At 70.1% G+C, this 4,208-nt stretch carries 5 protein-coding genes; 1 reads left to right on the top strand and 4 read right to left on the bottom strand.

Annotated elements, in window-relative coordinates; genetic code table 11:
* Both IEZ15_RS43480 and IEZ15_RS43485 read right to left on the bottom strand, forming a co-directional pair.
* On the bottom strand, positions 1 to 195 hold a 195-nt coding region (locus IEZ15_RS43480), incomplete at its 3' end, for a helix-turn-helix domain-containing protein (RefSeq protein WP_189282450.1).
* A gap of 119 nt (positions 196 to 314) precedes the next feature.
* The gene (locus tag IEZ15_RS43485; protein ID WP_189282451.1) at positions 315 to 1,175 is read right to left on the bottom strand and encodes an alpha/beta fold hydrolase; all 861 of its coding nucleotides are present in this window, start codon (positions 1,173 to 1,175) and stop codon (positions 315 to 317) included.
* Between the two features lie 189 nt (positions 1,176 to 1,364).
* On the opposite strand from IEZ15_RS43485, the gene msrA reads away from it, so the two are divergent.
* Positions 1,365 to 1,880, top strand: a complete 516-nt coding sequence (gene msrA, locus IEZ15_RS43490; RefSeq protein WP_189282452.1) for a peptide-methionine (S)-S-oxide reductase MsrA — start codon at positions 1,365 to 1,367, stop codon at positions 1,878 to 1,880.
* A 356-nt stretch (positions 1,881 to 2,236) separates the two neighbouring features.
* Here msrA and IEZ15_RS43495 read toward each other — a convergent pair whose 3' ends face one another.
* Both IEZ15_RS43495 and IEZ15_RS43500 read right to left on the bottom strand, forming a co-directional pair.
* Positions 2,237 to 3,307, bottom strand: a complete 1,071-nt coding sequence (locus IEZ15_RS43495) for an alpha/beta fold hydrolase (RefSeq protein WP_189282453.1) — start codon at positions 3,305 to 3,307, stop codon at positions 2,237 to 2,239.
* Between the two features lie 460 nt (positions 3,308 to 3,767).
* Positions 3,768 to 4,208: helix-turn-helix transcriptional regulator (locus IEZ15_RS43500; RefSeq protein ID WP_189282454.1), on the bottom strand; the 441-nt coding region annotated here is incomplete at its 5' end.

A 4,208-nucleotide genomic window follows, 5' to 3' on the forward strand; every position in this document is an offset into this window, starting at 1 on the left:
CCGGACGCGGCCCTGTTCGAGCCGGGTGTAGTAGTCCACGCTGATCGCGGCGAGCCGGGCGACCTCCTCACGGCGCAGCCCCGCGACCCTGCGGGCGGAGTCCGTCCCGGGCAGCCCGCACGCGGATGGTGTGAGCTGCGCCCGGCGGGCTTTGAGGAAGGCCCCGAGTGCGCGGTTGTCGGAGTGCGAGGTCATGCCGTCCATTCTGGTGCGAACGCACACCCATGAGGTGCGCGGATTCTGTCGGCCGTCCCACCGGTGTCGCCCGAGGGCGGCGGGAGCTGTGGTCCCGCCGCCCTTCGGTGTGGGGTCGGTCAGCGGACGGTGGTGCGGGCGGCTCGTTCGATGACGTCGGCGACCGGGCCGGGGTGAGAGACGGCGACCGAGTGGGACGCGGCGACCTCAGTGGTGTGCGCGTGGGCGCGCTCGGCCATGAAGCGCTGGACCGCGGCGGGGATGTTGAGGTCCTGGTTGGTGACGATGTCCCAGCTGGGGATGGTCTTCCATGCGGCGGTGGTGGCCTTCTCCTCAAGGGCGGCCTGCGCGATGGGGCGCTGTTCGGCGGCCATGAGGGCGGCCTGCTGCGCGGGGACGTCCGCGGCGAACTGGTGGCGGAACTTGTCCTGCTGGATGTAGAGGTCGGTGGCGGTGGTGCCGTCGGCCTGCTGGTAGGTGACCGGGTCGAGGGCGTCGGGGAGGGTCGAGCCCGGGTACTTGTTGGTGAGTTCCAGGGCGGTCTCGCCGGGGGCGGGCAGGAAGGCGGCGACGTAGACGAGGGCCTTGACCTCGGGGTCGTTGGTCGCGGCCTCGCTGATGACGTTGCCGCCGTAGGAGTGGCCGACGAGGATCTTCGGGCCCTTGACGTGGTCGAGGACCGTGCGCAGGGCGGCGGCGTCGGAGGCCGGACCGCGCAGGGGGTTGGCGGCGGCGACGACGGGGTAGCCGTCGGCGCGCAGATCGGCGATGACGCCGTTCCAGCTGGAGCCGTCGGCGAAGGCGCCGTGCTCCAGGACGATGGTCGGCTTGGTGTGTCTGTCGGCTCCGGCGGCCTCAGCGGTCTTGGCCGCGCCGCTGGCGGTGCCGCTGAGGGCGAACGCGCCGAGCGCGAGACCCGCCGTGACCGTCGAGACCACACCCGTCACCAGCCGCTCGCGTCCACCCTTGATGCTCACCACGACAAACCCCTTTCAGGTGTTTCGACAGTGATCGGTCCGGCCGCACCGGCTTCATCACTGCCCTGGCTGGTGACGAAGTTGTCATGCAGTTCGTCACCTGTCAAGATGGTGACGAGAGATGTGGGACTTCCTGCCGGTGTGCGAGGCTGGAGCCCGCGCGAACGGACGCGGACAGAAAGGTGAGGTGCCATGAGCGACGTCGAGGAGAAGGCGCTGCTGGCGGGTGGCTGCTTCTGGGGGATGCAGGAGCTGATCCGGGCGCTGCCCGGTGTCGTGGACACCGGGGTCGGCTACAGCGGGGACGACGACAAGCCCCGTCCCACCTACCGCGACCACGGAAAACACGCGGAATCGATCGAGATCACCTTCGATCGCACGGTCACCGACTACCGCACGATCCTGGAGTACTTCTTCCAGATCCACGACCCGACCACGACGAACCGGCAGGGCAACGACGTGGGCCTCAGCTACCGCTCCGCGATCTTCTACCTCGACGACGAGCAGCGCCGCGTCGCGCAGGACACCATTGCCGACGTCGAGGCGTCCGGGCTGTGGCCGGGGCCGGTGGTGACCGAGGTGGTGCCGGCCGGCCCGTTCTGGGAGGCCGAGCCGGAGCACCAGGACTACCTCCAGCGCTACCCGGACGGCTACACCTGCCACTTCCCGCGCCCGAACTGGCGCCTGCCCAGGCGCGACCAGTCCTGAACACACGCGCGGCCGGGAAGGACGATGCCCTTCCCGGCCGCGCGCGTCCCGGGCCGACGCGCACGTGTCACTGGTCCGGGCCCCCGGGACGAGCCAGGTGCGGCCGGCCGTGATCCGGTCGGCCGTAGGCCGCCCTCGCCGCGTCGGCCGCGATCGGTCGGCCGGGCGCCGCCCTCACCACGTCGTTTCGTACGGCGCCCTCACGCCCCGTCGGCCGTCATCCCTCGCCCTGCTTCGCCCACGGGGCCCGCACGATGAGGTCGGCCAGGGCCGTCGCACAGCCGGAGAGCATCCTCTGTGACCGCGACACGGATGCGGGTTGCCGGGTCGGCGTCGGGTGCGGGGCTCAGGACTGTCTAGAGGTGGACGGCGTCGACGACGGCCTGGGCGAAGACGGTGGGCGCTTCCTGCGGCAGGTTGTGGCCGATGTTCGCGATGGTGCGGTGGTCGTAGGGGCCGGTGAAGTGAGCGCGGTAGGAAGAGCCGTCGCCAGCCGGAGTGAAGGGGTCCAGCGCCGGGTCGAGGGTGATGGTGGGAACGGCGATCGGGGGCTGCGCGGCGAGCTGCTTCTCGTAACGGTCGTAGCGTCGTTCGCCCTCGATGAGGCCGATCCGCCAGCGGTAGTTGTAGAGGACGATGGCGGCGTAGTCGGGGTTCTTGAAGGCCTCGGCGGTCCGCGCGAAGGTGGCGTCGTCGAAGTTCCAGTTGGGGGAGACGAGGGTCCACACGTAGCGGCACAGCGCGATGCGCTCCTTCTCGTTCTCCATGGCCTTCTTGCCGCGGTCGGTGGCGAAGTACCACTGGTACCACCAGTTGCGCTCGACGGCCGGGGCGGCGGGCTCCAGCTGCGCCTTGAGGTTGGTGATGACATAGCCGGTGGTGGAGACCAGCGCCTTGACGCGCTCGGGCCACAGGGCGGCGATGATGTCGGCGGTGCGCGAGCCCCAGTCGAAGCCGGCGAGGACCGCCTTGTCGATCTTGAGGGCGTCCATCAGGGCGATGATGTCGAGGGCGATGGCGGACTGCTCGGCGTTGCGGGGGGTGCGGCGGGACAGGAAGCTGGTGCTGCCGTGGCCGCGGAGATAGGGAACGATGACTCGGTAGCCCAGGTCGGCGAGGAGCGGGGCGACGTCGACGAAGCTGTGGATGTCGTAGGGCCAGCCGTGCAGGCAGATGACGACGGGGCCGTGAGCGGGTCCGGCCTCGGCGTAACCGATGTCCAGGACGCCCGCCTTGACGTGCTTGAGAGTGCGGAAGCCGGTGTGGGTGCCGGGGGTGATGGCGGGCACGGTGGGAACGGGTGTGCCGCTCGACCGGGGCGAGGCGGTGGTGGCGGACGCGTTGGCCGTCAAGCCGGACAGCGAGACCGCGGCGGCCGCGCCGGCGCCCAGGCCGACGGCCTTGCTGAAGGTGCGCCTGTTGATCATGTGAAACCCTCCGTCGTGCGTTTCCGGTGACCGGCCCGAGCCCGGGAAACCTCTCATTCGCATCGGCGGTACGCGATCACAGCGGCTCTTGGCGCGACGACCCCCGCACACAGCTTGTCACCCCGCAAGCAGGTGACGCGAGATTGTTTCCCGTGCACCGGACAGCGGGTGGAGACTGTTTCCTCCCGCGGCCCGGACCGGCGGCACATACTCTCGTCTGCGGTGAAACCGGACACATCAGTCACATGACGGTACGATGCGGCCGACGATTGCTGCCACCCCGCGCACTCCCGGTTCCCCGGCGCCCGGCCATGGAGCCGCAGGTGGCGAGGCCGGGCGGCACATCCGCCGCCTTGACGGCCGTATTTCTGCCCGCTGCTTTGGAACCCGGGGCTTAAGTCATTCGACTGAAACAACGCTTCCCAGCCGGGCCGGGCTTGTGAGAATGGCCCCTCGGCCATCAGATGTCCCGTTCGTCCTCCAGTCTGGCCAGCGCGTCGCGCAGTGCGGCGCGCGAGGTGATGCCCAGTTTGGGGAACACCCGGTAGAGGTGGGAGCTGACCGTGCGCGGCGACAGACGCATCCGCTCGCCGATCTCCTTGTTGGTCAGACCGAGGGCGGCGAGATCGGCGATCCGGCGTTCCTGCCAGGTCAGTTCGGCGAGCTGTGCGGACGTGGCACGGGTGGCCAGCCCCGACGCCCTCATCTCGGCCCGGGCCCGCTCGGTCCAGGTGGGTGCGCCGAGCCGCTCAAACGCTTCCGCGGCTCGCAGGAGGAGCTGGCGTGCGGCCTTGGGCCCCTGGGTGTGTCGTAGGCGGATGCCGTGGGCGAGGCGGATGCGGGCGAGTTCGAAGGGGAAGTTCGCGGCGGCGGGGTGGGTTTCGGCGTGGTCGTACATCTG

This window comes from Streptomyces atratus, from assembly GCF_014648655.1.
In the GTDB taxonomy this organism is placed as follows: domain Bacteria; phylum Actinomycetota; class Actinomycetes; order Streptomycetales; family Streptomycetaceae; genus Streptomyces; species Streptomyces atratus.

Excerpts from the sequence above, each read along its gene's own strand:
- msrA (WP_189282452.1), top strand. The coding sequence starts at position 1,365 with ATGAGCGACGTCGAGGAGAAGGCGCTGCTGGCGGGTGGCTGCTTCTGG.
- IEZ15_RS43495 (WP_189282453.1), bottom strand. The coding sequence starts at position 3,307 with ATGATCAACAGGCGCACCTTCAGCAAGGCCGTCGGCCTGGGCGCCGGC.